The organism is Stenotrophomonas sp. TD3, from assembly GCF_001939825.1.
Lineage (GTDB): Bacteria > Pseudomonadota > Gammaproteobacteria > Xanthomonadales > Xanthomonadaceae > Stenotrophomonas.
The window spans coordinates 1,144,321-1,159,979 of record NZ_MOYM01000001.1; the positions used below are offsets into that span (position 1 = coordinate 1,144,321).

Consider the following 15,659-nt stretch of genomic DNA (forward strand, 5'->3'; position numbering starts at 1 on the left):
GCATGGAAACCCTCGACTATCGATTCGAAGGACGGACCCCGGTGCAGTTCCCGCGCGATGCGGTACTGGTCGGCGTACTGGCCTCGGGCAACCTGGAAATCCTGCTGGAACCGGCGGCATTGGATGGCGCGATGACGGTGCGCATCATCACCGTCGCGCAGGGCTTTGGCCGCGTCTGGGAAGCGGTCATCGGTGATTTCGCACAGCGCCATCCGCTGCGCGATGTACGCATCTCGATCAACGATGCCGGCGCCACGCCGGCGGTGGTCAGCCTGCGCCTGGACCAGGCGGTGGAAACGCTGCTCGCTGGAGATGCACGATGAAGCGGACGCCGCGCCACAGCTACTACGAAGTCGACGCCCGCGAGCGTATCGCTGGCCTGGTCGATGCCGGTTCGTTCCGTGAAATCCTCGGCCCGGCGCAACGGATGATGAGTCCGCACCTGGCGCAGCTCGATCAGCCCGCGGCGTTCGACGACGGCATCGTCGTCGGTGAAGCCACGCTGCGCGGCAAGCGCGTGCTGCTGGCCGCGCAGCAGGGTGAATTCATGGGCGGCGGCGTGGGCGAAGTGCACGGTGCGAAGTTGACCGGCCTGCTGCGCCGTGCAGCGGCGACCCGGCCCGACGGCGTGTTGCTGCTGCTCGATACCGGCGGCGTACGCCTGCACGAGGCCAATGCGGGGCTGATCGCCATTTCCGAGATCATGCGCGCCACCCTGGATGCGCGCGCTGCGGGCGTCCCCGTGCTGGCGCTGATCGGCAGCGGCAACGGCGCATTCGGTGGCATGGGCATCGTGGCCCGCTGCTGCAGCACGGTGATCATGTCCGAGGAAGGCCGGCTGTCGCTGTCCGGGCCGGAGGTGATCGAAACCGTACGCGGCGTGGAAGAGTTCGATTCCCGCGATCGCGCGCTGGTCTGGCGGGTAACGGGAGGCAAGCACCGCTATCTGATTGACCAGGCACAGGTGCTCGTGCCCGATGCCATCGAGGCCTTTGCGCAGGCGGCATTCGATGCGCTGCAACCGGACACCGCCAGCACCGATGCCGAGGCTGCATTGAATGCCCTGCAGGCTCGCCATGCCGCACTGAAGGCGCGCGTGCAGGCGTGGGGCGGGTGCCGCGATGGTCTTGAGATCTGGTCGCTGCAGGGCATCACCGAACCCGAGCGCCTGCCGCTGCTGGACACCGACGATTTCCTCGCCGCCACTGCCGATCGGAGCCTGCCATGAGCCTTCCGCTGCACGCGCTGCTCGATGCCCTGTTCCCGCGTGGTCACGCCGTTGCCGTGGAGGACTCGGTACTGACCGGTACCGCCACCACCGACGACGGCGAGGTGACCGTGATCGGCACCGCCGACAAGCTCGAGGTGGGCGTTGACCACGCACTGGCACTGGCCGAAACCGTGCTGTCCAGCACCGCCGCGCATCCACAGCGACCGATCGTGATGCTGGTCGACACCGCCGGCCAACGCCTGGCACGCCGTGACGAACTGCTCGGCATCAACGGCTACTTCGCGCACCTGGCGCAGACGCTGGATCTGGCACGCCGGCGCGGTGCGCGGCTGGTGACGCTGGTCTATGGCGAGTCGGTCAGCGGCGGCTTCCTCTCGTTCGGCTTGATGGCCGACCACATCCACGCCCTGCCCGATGCCCAGGTGCGGGTGATGGACCTGCGCGCGATGGCCCGGGTGACCAAGCAGCCGCTGGAGAAACTGCAGGCGCTGAGCCAGACCTCGCCGGTGTTCGCACCCGGCGTGGAGAACTACGTGGCGATGGGCGCGGTGGATTCGATCTGGAACGGCGACCTGGCCGCATCTCTGCTGCAGGCGCTGCGTACGCCCGCCGATGGCGATCGCCGCGCCGTGCGCGGCGCCGAACGTGGCGGTCGCATGCTGGCCGCACGCGTGGCTGCAACCGTGAGCCAGGGCGATGCCTGAGCGGCTGCCCCGCCATACGCTGGTCTGGCTGTCAGCGCACGCCGGCTGGCAGGCGGACATCTCTGCGCATGAGCCGCGCCTGGCCGACTGGTTTGCGCAGGGTCTGCCGGCCATCGTCGCCCGGCGCGCCGCCGACGATGCAGATCCCCGCCTGCGCCTCGGCGTACCGCTGCCTCCCGCCGAGGGCAAACTGCGCCTGGCCCTGCGCGTGCCGGCACACGATGTGCTGCGCACCGCGCCGCCACCGACACTTCAGACGGTGCTGGAAGGCGACCTTGTGCAGGACTGGCAGCGCCCCCTGCAGGCACTGCAGGACATCGCAGCGGCACGCGTATTCGGAGCCTTTGCCTGGCAGTACCTCACTGGACTGCACTATGTGCACGCGCGCTCGGACATCGATCTGCTGTGGCGGATCGACACCACCGCGCAGGCCGATGCCCTGGCTGCAAAGCTGCAGGCATGGGAAGCCGGATACGGTCGCCGGGTCGATGGCGAGCTGTGCCTGGCCGACGGCGCCGCCGTGAACTGGCGGGAGTACGCGGGACGCAGCCGCGAGGTACTGGTCAAGCGCCCGGAAGGCGCCGCACTGGAACTGCGCGAGTCCGTGTTCGCCCCCGCCGGGGTGAGCGCATGAACGCCGTCGCGCAACAGATTGTCCGGCCGGCAGCGGCCGTGGACTGCGCGCGCCTGGGGCGCCTCGCCGTTGCCAGCCTGCATGCGGAGCTGGCCCTGGCACCCAAACCGGGACTGGTCACGCCGTTCGACCGCGGCAGCCATCACGACATGGATGCGGGCACGTTCCTGCGCAGCCTGTTCGCGCTGCGCCACTATTTCACCGCCGTGGCCCACCTCGGTGCAGCCGGGGCGGACTTCGATGCGCTGCGCCGGTGTGGCATCGCCGCCGAAGCGGCGATGCTGCGCGCGACCGCCGGCATCAACACCCATCGTGGCGCGGTCTTCAGCCTCGGCCTGCTGGTGGCGGCCGCCGCGGCCTGCCGCTCCCGCCTGGGCCATGCCGCCACCGGTGAGCAGGTCTGCCTGGAGGTACGTCGTTGGGCTGCGGATTTCGCGCACGCGCCGCTGGATGCAGGCAGCCCCGGCCAACGTGCGCGCGCCCTGCACAAGGTGCCAGGCGTGCGCGAACAGGCCGCCGCCGGTTACCCGCTGTTGCGCGAGGTGGCGCTGCCCAGCCTGCGCCACGCGCTGGCCAGTGGCCTGCCACGCGAAGCCGCGATGTGCCACACGCTGATGCAGCTGGTCGCACACACCGACGACCTCAACCTGCTGCATCGCGGTGGTGCGGAAGGCCTGCGCTGGGCGCGGCAGCAGGGCCACCGCTTCCTGGCCGAAGGTGGTGCCTTCGCACACGATTGGCAGCCACGCCTGCAGCACATCGCCGATGCCTTCGTTGCGCGTCACCTGAGCCCCGGCGGCAGCGCCGACCTGCTTGCCTGCAGCCTGTTCCTGTTGCAACAGGAGGGCACATGAGCCTTGGCCTGCTCTGCCCCGGACAAGGCGCGCAACATGCGGCGATGTTCGATCGCGTGCGCGACCTTGCCAGCGCGCGGCCGCTGCTCGATGCCACGAGCGAACTACTGGGCCGCGATGTATTCGCCGCCGCGGCGGCCGGCGACCGCTTCGACAATGTGCAGGCGCAGCCCCTGCTGTGCGCAGCCAGCCTGGCGCACTGGCAGGGCCTGCGCGAGGTGTTGCCAACACCGGCGCTGATCGCGGGCTACAGCATCGGCGAGCTCGCCGCACATGCCATCGCCGGCAGCTTCGATGCCACCACCTGCCTGGCCCTGTCCGCGCAGCGCGCGCGCCTGATGGATGCCGCAACCCCGGAAGATGCCGGGCTCCAGGCAGTCCTGGGACTGGACCGCACTGCCGCGCAGCGCTTGTGCGATGCGCATGGTGCCTTCATCGCGATCGCCAATGGCCACGACCACTTCATCGTAGGCGGCGCACGGCCGTCGCTGCACGCGTTGGCGCTAGACGCGCAGGCGTGCGGCGCGGAAATCCGGCCCTTGCCGGTCCATGTGCCCGCGCACACGCCGCTGCTGGCCAGCGCAGTGGCACCGTTTGCCGCCGCACTGGACGCTGCGCAGGTGCAGGCGCCGCGGCTGCCCCTGCTGGCCGGCGTCGATGCCCGCCCAGTGCGGGATCGCGCTGCAGTGGTGCACACGCTGTCGGCGCAGCTGGCACAGACCATCGAATGGGCGCAGGTGATGCGCCAGGCCTTCGAGCGTGGCGCGCGGGTGTTCCTGCAGCTGGGCCCGGGCAACGCCTTGGCGCGCATGGTCGCGCCGGCCTATCCGTGCTGCGAAGTACGCGCGGTGGAAGAGTTCCAGAGCCTTGAAGGCGCCGCGACCTGGGTCCGCAGTGCGCTGGATCGGCTGCAGTAACGGGTTCGAGCAGTACGTATCACGCAACACGCCGTACGTCGCCTTACCCCGGGATGGCGGGTCTCCATCCGCGCTGTACGTGAGTCACGTGTCTGGGAGGGCGCATGAGTCCACAAATCGCAACGATCATCGGTCTGGTGATCATGTTCATCGTCGCCACCGCCATGCCGATCAACATGGGAGCCGTCGCCTTCGCGCTGGCCTTCATCATCGGCGGGCTGTGGGTCGACATGGGGGGCAAGGAGGTCCTGGCCGGCTTTCCCGGTGATCTGTTCCTGACCCTGGTCGGCATCACCTATCTGTTCGCCATCGCGCAGAAGAACGGCACCATCGACCTGCTGGTGCACTGGGCGGTGAAAGCGGTGCGCGGCCATATCGTGGCCATTCCGTGGGTGATGTTCGTGATCACCGCGGTCCTCACCGCGTTCGGTGCGCTGGGCCCGGCGGCGGTTGCGATCATCGGCCCGGTCGCCCTGCGCTTTGCCAAGCAGTACAACATCAACCCGCTGATGATGGGATTGCTGGTCATCCATGGCGCGCAGGCGGGTGGCTTCTCGCCGATCAGCGTGTACGGCAGCATCACCAACGGCGTGGTGCAGAAGGCCGGGCTGGAAGTCACCGAGATGGCGGTGTTCCTGACCAGCCTGGGCTTCAACTTCATGATGGCGACGATCTGCTTCTTCGCCTTTGGTGGCATCGCGCTGCTGCGCCGCGGCTCGATCACCGCAGCAGGAACGCTCGGCACTGCCGAACTGGCGATGGCCGGTGGCCCGCAGGCGTCGTCGCGCCAGTTCGCGATCGAAGGCCATGGCGCGCTGGTCGCAGCAGGCGGCGGCACGCTCAGCAATGATCCGGCGGCCCTGGATGCGGTGAACCTGACCCGCGAGCGGTTGTTCACCCTGATCGGCCTGCTGGGCCTGGGCGTGGCGGCGTTGATCTACAACCTCAACGTTGGCCTGGTCTCGATCACCGTGGCGGTGGCACTGGCGTTGTTGTCCCCGCAGAGCCAGAAAGGTGCGGTCGATGGCATCAGCTGGTCCACCGTGCTGCTGATCTGCGGCGTGGTGACATATATCGGCGTGCTGGAACATGCCGGCGCGGTGGACTTCATCGGCAACGGTGTCTCCGACATCGGCATCCCGCTGCTCGGAGCGCTGCTGGTCTGCTACGTCGGCGGCATCGTTTCCGCATTTGCATCATCGGCTGCGGTGCTGGGCGCGACGATTCCACTGGCGGTGCCATTCCTGATGCAGGGCCACCTCAGCGCCGCCGGCGTGATCTGCGCGCTGGCGGTGTCATCCACCATCGTCGATGTCAGCCCGTTCTCGACCAATGGCGCACTGGTGGTGGCCTCGGCAGCGAAGGAAGAGCGCGAGACCCTGTTCCGCCGCTTCCTGGTCTACAGCGGCCTGGTGGTGGCGCTTGGACCGCTGCTGGCCTGGCTGGTGTTCGTGGTGCCGGGCTGGATGTAACCACCTGCCGGTCGTGCCGGCCGCTGGCCGGCAATCTCATGACGCCATCCAGCGATCATGGGTTGCCGGCCAGCGGCCGGCACTACCTGGCGGTACACTTCTTCCATGGCCATTGCCCCTGCCCCGCGGTCACCGAAGAAGCGCGCACCTCTGTACGAAGAGGTGGCCGAACACGTGCGCGAGCGCATCTACGATTACCGGTTGCCGCCGGGCGAGTGGATCGACGAGCCCGCGCTGTGCGAAGAACTGGGCATCAGCCGCACACCCCTGCGCGAGGCGCTGAAGCTGCTGGCCGCCGAAGGCCTGGTGCAGATCGATGCCGGTCGTGGCAGCCGGGTCACCCGGTTGACGCTGGAAGACCTCAACCAGCTGTTCCCGGTGATGGCCATGCTGGAAGGCCGTTGCGCGCATGAGGCGGTGAAGCACATCGACGACGCTGGCGTGCAGCAGCTGGAAGACCTGCATGCAGCGATGGAAGCGGCGGCGGCCGAAGGCAACATCGCCGAGTACTACCGCAACAACTACCTGATCCACGAAACCGTTCAGCACTACGCGGGCAACCCGTGGCTGATCCGCATCACCCACGACCTGCACCGCATCCTGAAAATGCACCGTGGCCGCCAGCTGTTGACGCCGGGCCGCACCGCGCAGTCGCTGGCCGAACATCGCGAACTGATGGAGTGCTTCCGCCGCCGCGATGCGCAGGCTGCCGAACGCACCATGGAACGCCATCTGCTGAGCCAGGGCCAGGCGCTGGCCGCCTATGTGGCGGCGGGCGGCCTGCTGAACGTGCCAGCGCCGTTGCCGACCGAAGGCGGCGGCTGAGCTGTCGAGGTTGCCGGCCAGCGGCCGGCACTACCAGGGCGCGACCTCGGCTGGGTAGTGCCGGCCGCTGGCCGGCATCCAGAAGCGTCCCATCAATCGCCGCAGCTGCCGCCGTCACCCCCACCGCCATCAGTGCTGCAGTCGGCGCTGCTGTGGCTGTGATGGCTGTGGTTGTCACCGGAATAGCCACCTGAGCTGTCGTAGCTTGCGCCGCCCTCCCCCCGGCTGCGCGAGCCATCGGCCGTGGCCACCGCCATGCACAGGATCGCGCCGACCAGCGGCAGCAGCCAGACCAGCAGCAGCTGCACCGTCCGGCCGCCCGCCGACAGGCCGTCGCGCTGCGCGATCACAACGGTGGCCACCACGTTCAGGCCCACCACCAGCAGGACCAGCAGTACCGCGAGGATCAGCATAGGGAGGCTCCGTGCCTGGACGGGGGCATTATGGCCTGCCACCCCGGCAATGGCCCTGCCTGTCATGAAGATGGGACAATGTAGGGCGCGCCGGCCTGCCCCGTGGCCGCCGGCGCCCCCCGCACCACACGGAAGAAGAAGAACAACAACATGCTGAAAGTCATTTTCGATACCGACCCGGGCGTCGACGACGCCCTGGCCCTGCTGTACCTGCACAAGCACGCCCAGATCGACCTGATCGGCGTCACCACCACCTTCGGCAACGCCTCGGTGGAGTCGACCACGCACAACGCGCTGTACCTGAAGCAGGCCTGGGGTTTTGCCGCCCCGGTCGCGCGCGGCGCCGAAGGCCCGCTGCAGCCGGAAGCCACCCCGGAAGCCTGGCCGGTGCACATCCACGGCCACAACGGGCTGGGCAACCACCCGGTGCCGGCCAGCCTGGACGTGGCTGCCGATGCCCGCCCGGCCCATCAGCTGATCATCGATCTGGTCCGCGCCCATCCGGGCGAAGTGACCCTGGTCGCGGTCGGCCGCATGACCAACCTGGCCCTGGCCCTGCAGCAGGCCCCGGACATCGCCGGCCTGGTGCGCGGCGTGGTGATCATGGGCGGCGCCTTCCACGTCAACGGCAACATCACCCCGGCCGCCGAGGCCAACATCTGGGGCGATGCCGAAGCCGCCGACGTGGTGTTCACCGCCAGCTGGCCGGTTACCGCCATCGGCCTGGACGTGACCACCCGCGTGGAAATGGACCGTGACGGTCTGGATAAGCTGGCCGCCATCGGCGGTGCCGATGCCGAGCTGGTGCGTGCGCTGTCGCAGGATTACGTGGACTTCTACCTGCAGGCCGGCCACAAGGGCATGGTCGTGCACGACTGCTGCGCCTGCATCGCGCTGACCCGCCCGGAACTGTTCCAGTTCGAGCGCGCCAGCGTGCGCGTGGCCACCGACGGCGTTGCCCGCGGCATGACCATTCCCAAGCCGGAAGGCCTGGCGTTCGGCCCCAGCGTGTGGGATGGCCACGTGGTGCAGTCGATCGCCATTGGCGTGGATGCGGCTGCGGTACTGGCCGACATCGAGCAGACCCTGAAGGTCTGACCGTCTAGCGCTTGGCCCTGCCCGGGACCGTCTCGGGCAGGGTCCACAGCACCGGCAGCACCAGCACCGCCACCAGCGCGATCATCGCGCCGGGCGCCGCTGCCCAGCCGCTGCGCTCCACCCACCATTGCGCCAGCCATGGCGTTGCCCCGCCGAAGAAGGCGGTGGCCATGGTCACCCCCAGTGCCAGCCCGCTGACCCGGCCCTCGCCCGGGAATTGTTCGGCCGTGGCCGGCGCAGCAACGGCACTTACCCCACCGGCCACGCAGGCCAGCAGTACCGCGGCCAGCGCGATGCCCAGCGGCGGCGCCTGTGCCATCCAGGCGAACAGGGACAGCGGCAACAGCGCTGCCAGCACCGTCAGGCCCAGCAGCATCGGCCGCCGCCCGACGCGGTCGGACAAGGCACCACACAGCGGCGTGATCGCGATGACCGCCACCGCCGCAATCGTCGACAGCCACAGTGCGTCACCCTCGTCATGACCCTGCGCATGCAGGAATGCCGGTACATAGGTGATGCCAACGTAATAAGTGATCGAACCCAGCGCCGAGATCGCGAAGGTGCGTGCCACCGCCAGCGGATGGTTGCGCAGTACATGGCGAAGCGGTGTAGCCGGAATGCTGCCCTCGCGTCGCTGCCGCTCGAACTCCGGCGACTCGTGCATGCCCGAGCGCGCGACCAGGATCACCAGTGCCAGTGCCGCACCGACGAAGAACGGAATACGCCAGCCCCAGCTGTCCAGCTGCGCGGTGGGCAGCAGCGCAACTGTAAGCGCCGAGATCGCCACCGCCAGCAGCGCCCCCACTTCACTGGCCGCTGATGCCAGCGAGGTCACCAGGCCGCGTCGCCGCACCGGCGCGCTTTCCAGCAGGTACGCCACCACCCCGGTGTACTCGCCGCCCACCGAAAAGGCCATCACGCAGCGCAGTACCAGCAGCAGCACGCCCGCCGTGGTACCTGCGGTGGCCGCTGTCGGCAGCAATGCAGTGGCCAGCATCGCCGCTGCCATCAAGGCCATCGACGCCAGCAGCATCCAACGCCGGCCCAGGCGGTCACCCAGGTGGCCGAAGCACAGCGCGCCCAGCGGGCGCATCAGGTAGGACACCGCGAAGCCGGCCAGGGTGACCAGCAGCGCCTGTTCGCCGCCGCCGAAGAACACCCGTGACAACACCGTGGCGAAATACAGGTACAGGGTGAAGTCGTACCACTCCACCACCGTGGACAGGCCCGCCACCCACATCGAGCGCTGCCGCGCCGCGGTCATTGCGTATTCGCCTTCAACAGCCTCGATCCCGGTTGCGCAGGTTCCGCGCAGCGTGGCATGGACGGGGTGAAATACCGGTCATCGGCCGTCCGCTGCCTGCATGTACTGGGTTTCATGGCCGGTGAAACGCTCACCGTCAAAGCCGAAGCAGAAGCGCCCCTCCTCGAACACGCGGTAGACCAGCAACGCGCCATCGAGGCAGAACTGCTGCTGGTCCACGCCCGTTTCCAGTGTCCCGTATCCGGTAGCATCACCGCCCTTCCCCGCTGGCCCGGTGAAGGCATCGAACGGCAGTGGCGTCGCCCTGCCCGTGCGGGTATCGACCAGCACCAGCGTGCGCTGGAAATACTCCGGACGATCATCGACCTGCACCAGAAGATAATGCTGGTTGAAATTGGGCTTCTGGTGCTGGCGCGCGTCTTCGATGGCTGCCCGGTGCTGCGCATTGCAGAAGTCAGCCGGGCTGTAGCGGTAGCTGCAACCGTCGTGGTCGTAGGGCAGGTTCATGCCGGAGTAGCTGATGCTTCCCTCGCTATCCACGTCGTGGCCCAGTTCCGGGGTGCTGCACAACAGCCACGAACGCTGCGCATCCTCCGGGTCGGCCAGCAGCTTCGGCTCGCGGCCCTCCTCGTAAGCCACACCACCCGGGAAGTCCTGGCCGAAACGCTGGCGGACGATGGGACGTGCCTTCTCCAGCGGCAGGCCGATCCTGGCCCCACGGAACGAAACGAACGTCATCGTCGGCAGGATCACTTCCTCCACCGGCAGCCCCTTCCATTGCCCCTGCACGCAGAACGTGGCGATCTCGTTCTCCCCGTCCTCCTTGCAGGGCTTCGGCGCGTTCGTCGCCAACCAGGGATGGGCCGGATGCCCGGTCTGCTGATCGATGTACCAGCCATCCAGCGCGCAGGTCGGCAGGGCATCGAGCAGCGGAGAGAGGTCTGTTGCGGTGGCCGGGGCGGCAAGCGGTGTGCCCGCTGCGGGTGCCCTGGTCGGCGCGTCCGGTGTGCGCTGGCAGGCCGCCAGCACGAGTAGACCGACCAGCAGCGCGACGTAGCGCGGGCGCCGGATTGAATGCTGCGTTCCCTGCATTGCGTGTTTCCTGGTTTCGACACTCCCTGCAGATGATCGCCGATCCCGGGGCCGTGCGGGCTTGCCGTAGATCCACGCCATGCGCGGATGCTCTGACCGCGCCCGTTACCCCGGCAGCTGCAGTTCCGCCCGCAGGCCGCCACCCTCGCGGTTGTGCAGCCGCAGCGAACCGCCCAGCGACTGCGTCAGCTGCACCGCGATGGCCAGGCCCAGGCCGGTCCCGCCAGTATCGCGATTGCGCGAGCTTTCCAGCCGGTGGAACGGCGCCAGCACTGCCTGCAGCTGGTCCTCGGGAATGCCGGGACCACGGTCGGAAATTCCGATCCACACCCTTCCCGCCTCATCGCGGCCCGCCTCGATCTCGGCGGCACCGGCGTAGCGCAACGCGTTGTCGACCAGATTGCCGACCACCCGGCGCAGCGGCTGCGGCCAGGTCTGCACGACCAGTCCAGCCGGCGCACCACCACTGACCGGCTTGCCCATGTCCTCGTAGTCGCCAACCACACTGGCCAGAAATGCGCCCAGGTCCATCGACACCGGCGCGCCACTGGCGACGTGGCTGCTGCGCGCATAGGCCACGCCCTCACGCACCAGTTGACCCAGGTGGTCGAGGTCGGCCAGCAGCCGCTGCTGGGTGCTGTCTTCAGGCAGGGTCTCCACCCGAAGCTTCATGCGCGTGATGGGGGTCTGCAGGTCATGCGAGATCGCGGCCAGGATCTGCAGGCGCTCACTGACATGGCCACGAATGCGTGCCTGCAGTGCATTGAGTGCGGCCGCCGCACCGCCTACTTCCGCAGGACCATCTTCAGGCAGTGCAGGCCCGTCCTTGCCCGGCTGCAGATGCTCCACCGCATGCGACAGCTGCTGCAGCGGGCGCATGGCCAGGCGCACCGCCAGCCACGCGCACACCAGCAGCAGCGCCAGCTGCACCAGCAGCACGGCGGGCAGCCAACGCGCCAGCGGCAGGCCCGACGGGGTGACTTCGATGGTCAAGGGTGTGCCGTCGTGCAGGCGCAGTTCCACCTCGAACCGCTCCGGCAGGCGAGCCACCTGGCGCGCCTGCAACCGATAGCGGTGCTGCAGGCTGTCGTCGATGATCGCCGTGACCTGACGTGCACGATCGGTCTGCAGCCCTGGTCCGGCCGCGGCCGGGCGCAGCAGGTAACGGTAGGTGCGCCGCTCCAGGCGCGGCACCCAGGCCTCACGCTGCTCCACTGGCAAGTGCTCCAGCAGCGCGACACTCACCGCCACATCCTCGTCGAGGTTGCGCAGCATCATGCTGCGGGTGGACTGGTAGCGTTCGAAGAACAGCAGGCCGAAGGACAGTGCGTGGGCCAGGGCCAGTCCGCCCAGCAGCACCAACAGCAGCCGCGCCGACAGCGTGCGCGGCCAGCGTGGACGGCGTGCGGCGGTGTTCATTCGTCCGGCCCCAGCAACTGCACCGGCACGCTGACCACATAGCCTTCGCTGCGCACGGTCTTGATGTAGGTCGGCTCGCGTGCGTCGTCACCCAGGCGCTGGCGCACGCGGCTGACCAGCAGGTCGATCGAGCGATCGAACAGTTCGGCATCGCGGCCCTGGGTGAGGCTGAGCAGCTGGTCGCGGCTGAGCACCCGATTGGCGTGATCGAGAAACACGCGCAACAGGCGGAACTCGGCGCCACTGAGCGGATACGCGGTGTCCTGCGCATCCAGCAGATGGCGTGCGGTGGTGTCCAGGCGCCACTCGCCGAAGGCCAGCTGGCGACCTGCTTCGCTCACCTGCAGATTCGGCGGCAGCATCCGGGTACGGCGGATCACCGCGTTGATGCGTGCCAGCAGTTCGCGCGAGGAAAAGGGCTTGGTCACATAGTCATCAGCGCCCATTTCCAGGCCGATGATGCGGTCGGTCTCGTCGTCGCGGGCGGTCAGCAGCACCACCGGCACCGCACGATGCTTGCCGGCGCGCAGGTTGCGGCACAAGCTCAGTCCATCCTCGCCCGGCATCATCACGTCCAGCACCACCAGATCCACGGCATGGGTATCCATCAGCGCGCGCATGGCCCGGCCACCGTCGGCCTGGCTCACGCGCAGGCCGTTGCGTTGCAGGTAATCGGCCAGCATCTGGCGGATCTCGCTGTCATCGTCGACGACCAGGATGTGCGGTACATGATTCATTGCGTTCTCGATGAAGGCAGGGGGACAGCGCCGCGCGGCGCGGCCATGGTAGCGCGGCTCAGGGGGTGGCCAGCAGGCGCTGGATCTCGCTTTCGGTACGTGCGTAGTCGCCCTCGCCGTAATGGCGGTAGACCACCCGCCCCTGCCGGTCGAGCAGGTACAGCGCGGGCCAGAAGCGGTTGCCCCAGGCGTTCCAGATCCGGTACTGGTTGTCCTGCACCACTGGCCAAGTGATATCCAACCGTGCGATGGCCTTGCGCACGTTGCCGGGCAACCCTTCATAGGCGAATTCCGGCGTATGCACGCCGATCACCCTCAGGCCCTGCGGCGCGTAGCGTGCATGCCACTGGTGGACATACGGCGCCACGTTGAGGCAGTTGCTGCAGGTGTAGGTCCAGAACTCGACCAGCACCACCTGCCCCCGTAACTGCTTCAGTGTGAGCGGTGGGCTGTTGTGCCAGGGCCCGCCACCGTCGAACCCCGCCATCGGTGCGGCATCGAGCGGCTGTGCACCGGCATCCGCGCCGGGCCATGCCAGCAACAACGCCGCTCCGCCCAGCAGGCTCAGCAACAGCGGCAATGCGTACCCTCGCAGTGCGGCCATCGCTCAGCCCCCCTGCTCGGCCAGCGGCAGTTCCGCCGGCTTCACCCCGGCCGCTTCCAGGATGCTGTCGGCCACCTGCGCCGGATGCGAAAGCAGCGACACATGGCTGCTACCGATCGATTGCAGCTGTGCACCGATGCGACGCGCGGTCGCGGCCTGCAGCTGCGGCGACAGCATGCGGTCATCGCGACTGAGCACGTACCAGCTCGGCTTGCTGCGCCACGCCGCAACGTTCACCACCTCGCCCAGCGCGCTGGCCTTCAACGGGACCTGCGTGCTGTACAGCAGTGCGGCCGACTTCTTCATCACGTCCGGCGCGAAGTCCTGGGCGACGGCATCAGCCGGCAAGGTCAGGTAGCCATCCCTTTCCTGCAGTCGGGCCAGGCCCGGACCGACCGGGAAACCTTCGCCCTGTTGCGCCGAAGACTGCCCTGCATCCGGTGCGAAGGCCGCCACGTACACCAGCGCCTGCACCTTCGGGTCATTGCCCGCTTCGGTGATGACCGTGCCACCCCAGCTGTGGCCGACCAGCACCACCTTGCCGGGCGCGGCGGCAATCGCGCGACGGGTGGCGGCGACATCGTCGGCCAACGAGGTGAGCGGATTCTGTACGGCCACCGCCGGCATCTTCCAGTCGTGGAGGGTGCTGATGACCTTGCTCCAGCTGGAGCCATCGGCGAAGGCGCCGTGCACCAGGATGACGGTGGGCGGTGCAGCGGTATCGGCCTGGCTAGCGAAGGCGGGGGCGGCGGCGCCGGCAAGGGCGAGAGCAGCGGCAAGCAACGAGGTACGGATCATGGGTGGCACTCCGGTGTTGGGAGTGGCCATTTCCGCCTGCCGGTGTATCACCGCTGTTTCTCCGCGGCGCGGAGTTGTACCGGACTGTAGGGCGCAGGCAGGTTTCTACAGTGGGATACATTCGGGCGCCGGTCCTGGCTGGGCCCTACCGGGTGGACATCGCTCCCCGCACGCGGGCGCGCAACGCCCCGATGTGCGTCAACGCATCGTCTTTGTATCTGACTGTACGAAACCCCGGCCGCAGCCACAGTCGCTGACAAAACCCCGGGCAACGGCACACGTTGCCGATACCTGCGCCGCCTGAAATGGCCTCCATCGACCACTGGCCCGCAGGACACCACCATGATCAGCACCGCCTCTTCCGTCTATGCCCCCCGCCTGGACGCCGTCGGCCGCTGGCTCTCGCCATTGGCGCTACGCACCCTGCTGGCCTGGGAGTTCTTTGAATCCGGCCGCGAAAAGCTGGGCGGCCAGAACTGGTTCGCCGACCTGGAAGGTCGCTTCCCGTTCCCGTTCTCCGCCCTGCCCGCATCACTGAACTGGCAGCTGGCCACCTGGCTGGAACTGGTGGGTGCAGTGATGCTGCTGCTCGGCCTGGCCACGCGCTCGGTGGCCTACGTCTTCTGGGTGTTGACCGTGGTCGCCATCGCTGCCGTGCACTGGCCCGACCAATGGAACGGCCTGGGTGAACTCTGGCAGGGCTATGCGATCACCGACCAGGGCTACGGCAACTTCAAGCTGCCGCTGCTGTTCCTGGCCATGCTGCTGCCACTGATCCTCAACGGCGGTGGCGCGCTCAGCGTGGACCGGCTGCTGGCCGGCTCACAGCATGCCCCCGTCGGCAATGACGGTCTGGGCTGGGGCGTCAGCCTGATCGCCCTGCTGCTGCCGGTTGCCGCGCTGTTGCCCGGCATCGGCTTCGGTGGCGCCCTGCTCGGTGGCGTGCTGCTGCTGGGCTATCTGCTGCGTCGCCGCCGCGCCGCCTGAGCCGCTTCCCCCTGTTCCCGAACGTTTCCCTTTCCGTCGCCTCTTCGGCGGCGTCCATCCCGCACGCCCCGCGTGCTTTCCCAAGGAGTCACCACCATGTCCGTCTCGACCAAGAATCCCCCCTCCTCCCGCCTGCCGCGCATCGGTGCCATCGGCATCGCCCTGGCCGGTGGCCTGCTGCTGGCCGGCCAGGCCGCCGCGATCCAACCGCTGGCGATCAGCGCGGTGGCCATGAGCGCCGCCGCCGAAGGCAAGTGCGGTGAAGGCAAGTGCGGGGCCAACAAGGCTACCACCGGCACGCCCGCTGGGAAGGCCATGGTGGCCGAGGGCCAGTGTGGCGAAGGCAAGTGCGGCGACGCCTCGTTTGCCCGCACCGACCGCGACCACGACGGCAAGGTCTCGCGCGCCGAGTTCAACGCTGTGGCCGCCAAGCGTGCCGCCGAATTCGACCGCATCGACACCGACCACGACGGCTACATCAGCGAGCAGGAAGCCCACGACTACCTGCGCAGCGTCTACACCGCCAACGGCAAGCCGATGCCGAAGGGCCTGTTCTCCCGCGTTGCCGATTGATCGACGTTCAACCGGCGCCGCCTTCAAGGCGGCGCCC

At 68.3% G+C, this 15,659-nt stretch carries 18 protein-coding genes; 11 read left to right on the forward strand and 7 right to left on the reverse strand.

All coding sequences use genetic code 11. The features are described from left to right. Window positions 1-2 precede the first annotated feature (2 nt). The 8 genes from mdcC to BKE09_RS05395 all read left to right on the forward strand — a co-directional run bounded on the left by mdcC (window position 3) and on the right by BKE09_RS05395 (window position 6,637). A complete protein-coding gene (gene mdcC, locus BKE09_RS05360) occupies window positions 3-323 on the forward strand; it encodes a malonate decarboxylase acyl carrier protein (protein ID WP_075675069.1) in 321 nt (106 codons plus the stop codon). Further along, the gene (locus BKE09_RS05365) at window positions 320-1,228 is read left to right on the forward strand and encodes a biotin-independent malonate decarboxylase subunit beta (RefSeq protein WP_075675070.1); all 909 of its coding nucleotides are present in this window, start codon (window positions 320-322) and stop codon (window positions 1,226-1,228) included. The genes mdcC and BKE09_RS05365 overlap by 4 nt, the downstream gene beginning before the upstream one ends. After that, complete coding sequence (gene mdcE, locus BKE09_RS05370; RefSeq protein WP_075675071.1) at window positions 1,225-1,935, forward strand: biotin-independent malonate decarboxylase subunit gamma; 711 nt, start codon at window positions 1,225-1,227, stop codon at window positions 1,933-1,935. The genes BKE09_RS05365 and mdcE overlap by 4 nt, the downstream gene beginning before the upstream one ends. Next, window positions 1,928-2,569: a malonate decarboxylase holo-[acyl-carrier-protein] synthase gene (mdcG, locus tag BKE09_RS05375; protein ID WP_075675072.1), complete on the forward strand. Its 642-nt coding sequence runs from the start codon at window positions 1,928-1,930 to the stop codon at window positions 2,567-2,569. Before mdcE ends, mdcG begins: the two co-directional genes overlap by 8 nt. After that, window positions 2,566-3,423: a triphosphoribosyl-dephospho-CoA synthase MdcB gene (gene mdcB / locus BKE09_RS05380; RefSeq protein ID WP_075675073.1), complete on the forward strand. Its 858-nt coding sequence runs from the start codon at window positions 2,566-2,568 to the stop codon at window positions 3,421-3,423. Before mdcG ends, mdcB begins: the two co-directional genes overlap by 4 nt. After that, on the forward strand, window positions 3,420-4,340 hold the full coding sequence (mdcH, locus tag BKE09_RS05385) for a malonate decarboxylase subunit epsilon (protein ID WP_075675074.1): 921 nt from the start codon (window positions 3,420-3,422) through the stop codon (window positions 4,338-4,340). The genes mdcB and mdcH overlap by 4 nt, the downstream gene beginning before the upstream one ends. 104 nt (window positions 4,341-4,444) lie before the next feature. Then, window positions 4,445-5,812, forward strand: coding sequence for an SLC13 family permease (locus tag BKE09_RS05390; protein ID WP_049443775.1), 1,368 nt, complete (start codon window positions 4,445-4,447; stop codon window positions 5,810-5,812). Between the two features lie 105 nt (window positions 5,813-5,917). Then, a complete protein-coding gene (locus BKE09_RS05395; protein WP_012510388.1) occupies window positions 5,918-6,637 on the forward strand; it encodes a GntR family transcriptional regulator in 720 nt (239 codons plus the stop codon). Window positions 6,638-6,729: 92 nt separating this feature from the next. Here the strand turns inward: BKE09_RS05395 and BKE09_RS05400 are convergent, their stop codons facing one another. After that, window positions 6,730-7,050: a hypothetical protein gene (locus BKE09_RS05400; protein WP_075675075.1), complete on the reverse strand. Its 321-nt coding sequence runs from the start codon at window positions 7,048-7,050 to the stop codon at window positions 6,730-6,732. A gap of 150 nt (window positions 7,051-7,200) precedes the next feature. Here BKE09_RS05400 and BKE09_RS05405 point away from each other — a divergent pair, with 150 nt between their 5' ends. Next, window positions 7,201-8,148, forward strand: coding sequence for a nucleoside hydrolase (locus tag BKE09_RS05405; protein ID WP_075676586.1), 948 nt, complete (start codon window positions 7,201-7,203; stop codon window positions 8,146-8,148). A 4-nt stretch (window positions 8,149-8,152) separates the two neighbouring features. Here the strand turns inward: BKE09_RS05405 and BKE09_RS05410 are convergent, their stop codons facing one another. The 6 genes from BKE09_RS05410 to BKE09_RS05435 all read right to left on the reverse strand — a co-directional run bounded on the left by BKE09_RS05410 (window position 8,153) and on the right by BKE09_RS05435 (window position 14,062). Then, complete coding sequence (locus BKE09_RS05410; RefSeq protein WP_075675076.1) at window positions 8,153-9,412, reverse strand: MFS transporter; 1,260 nt, start codon at window positions 9,410-9,412, stop codon at window positions 8,153-8,155. Between the two features lie 78 nt (window positions 9,413-9,490). Continuing rightward, entirely contained in the window at window positions 9,491-10,504 is a 1,014-nt protein-coding gene (locus BKE09_RS05415) for a hypothetical protein (protein WP_075675077.1), read from the reverse strand. Window positions 10,505-10,609: 105 nt separating this feature from the next. Further along, the gene (locus BKE09_RS05420) at window positions 10,610-11,923 is read right to left on the reverse strand and encodes a HAMP domain-containing sensor histidine kinase (RefSeq protein WP_075675078.1); all 1,314 of its coding nucleotides are present in this window, start codon (window positions 11,921-11,923) and stop codon (window positions 10,610-10,612) included. Further along, window positions 11,920-12,660, reverse strand: coding sequence for a response regulator (locus BKE09_RS05425; RefSeq protein WP_075675079.1), 741 nt, complete (start codon window positions 12,658-12,660; stop codon window positions 11,920-11,922). The genes BKE09_RS05420 and BKE09_RS05425 overlap by 4 nt, the downstream gene beginning before the upstream one ends. Before the next feature lie 58 nt (window positions 12,661-12,718). Next, entirely contained in the window at window positions 12,719-13,264 is a 546-nt protein-coding gene (locus tag BKE09_RS05430; protein ID WP_075675080.1) for a redoxin family protein, read from the reverse strand. A 3-nt stretch (window positions 13,265-13,267) separates the two neighbouring features. After that, on the reverse strand, window positions 13,268-14,062 hold the full coding sequence (locus BKE09_RS05435) for an alpha/beta hydrolase (RefSeq protein WP_075675081.1): 795 nt from the start codon (window positions 14,060-14,062) through the stop codon (window positions 13,268-13,270). Window positions 14,063-14,404: 342 nt separating this feature from the next. Between BKE09_RS05435 and BKE09_RS05440 the strand changes: the two genes are divergently transcribed. Together BKE09_RS05440 and BKE09_RS05445 are read left to right on the forward strand one after the other, a co-directional pair. After that, a complete protein-coding gene (locus tag BKE09_RS05440) occupies window positions 14,405-15,049 on the forward strand; it encodes a DoxX family protein (protein WP_075675082.1) in 645 nt (214 codons plus the stop codon). A gap of 96 nt (window positions 15,050-15,145) precedes the next feature. After that, window positions 15,146-15,622, forward strand: a complete 477-nt coding sequence (locus tag BKE09_RS05445; protein ID WP_075675083.1) for an EF-hand domain-containing protein — start codon at window positions 15,146-15,148, stop codon at window positions 15,620-15,622. Window positions 15,623-15,659 lie beyond the last annotated feature (37 nt).